Origin of the sequence: Brevibacillus sp. MCWH, assembly GCF_013096935.1 — a bacterium.
Taxonomy (GTDB): domain Bacteria; phylum Bacillota; class Bacilli; order Brevibacillales; family Brevibacillaceae; genus Brevibacillus; species Brevibacillus aydinogluensis.
Map to the genome: position 1 here is coordinate 1 of NZ_SDLF01000084.1, position 651 is coordinate 651.

The 651-nt window shown below is 28.3% G+C and carries 2 protein-coding genes; both read left to right on the forward strand.

What is annotated here, in order from left to right:
- Nucleotides 1-343, forward strand: a 343-nt coding sequence (locus tag ETC00_RS20525) for a hypothetical protein (RefSeq protein WP_216369601.1), incomplete at its 5' end; no start/stop codon positions are given.
- A gap of 112 nt (nt 344-455) precedes the next feature.
- Nucleotides 456-638 (forward strand): hypothetical protein, encoded by a 183-nt coding sequence (locus tag ETC00_RS19460; RefSeq protein WP_171567701.1) that lies wholly within the window; start codon nt 456-458, stop codon nt 636-638.
- The last annotated feature ends 13 nt before the right edge of the window (nt 639-651 follow it).

A 651-nucleotide genomic window follows, 5' to 3' on the forward strand; every position in this document is an offset into this window, starting at 1 on the left:
CTACTTTGTTAAGAAAAAGAAACCAAGAATAATTATAAATCGAAATCCTACGATTAACTATGGTTCTCTTCTTTTAATGAAAGTAGTTGAAGTTAAAAAAGAGTATAAGGATGACTACACTATGTCACTACCTATTCAAATTTTGCGAGTGCTTAACGCAGACTTCGACGGATACGTTTTAAACATCATTTCTCTTAAAAGTAAGAAATTTATTAAAGCATTTGATAAAAACTTTAATCCTAGAAAGAATATGTTTATATCGAGAAATGATGGTTTATTTAACGATGACTTTAACTTATTTAAAGACCAAATTATAGGCTTGTATGAGTTTAATAACATTTGACCATAATGAGAGAATAAATCTCTCATTATGGTTCTCTTTTTTAGTTTATCGTCAATATACATAAACAATATAATGGATAAAAGAAAGAGTCGTGGTAGTGAGGGGAGCTTTTATGTATATCGGACTTGTTACATATAAAAAAGACATTGTTGAATCATTAATAATAGAAGCGGAAAACGCTGATGAAGCAGTGGAAAAATTAGCTGACTATGTATATAAGAATTATAACAAAAATAACGAAGGTGAATTTTATTCGGGATTAGTCATAGAGACTAAAAAGCTTAAAAAGATTTGAAAAAAATAGAGGA

What these genes read in the sequence shown, in the direction of transcription:
- ETC00_RS19460 (WP_171567701.1), top strand. Translation starts at nt 456, where the DNA reads ATGTATATCGGACTTGTTACATATAAAAAAGACATTGTTGAATCATTA.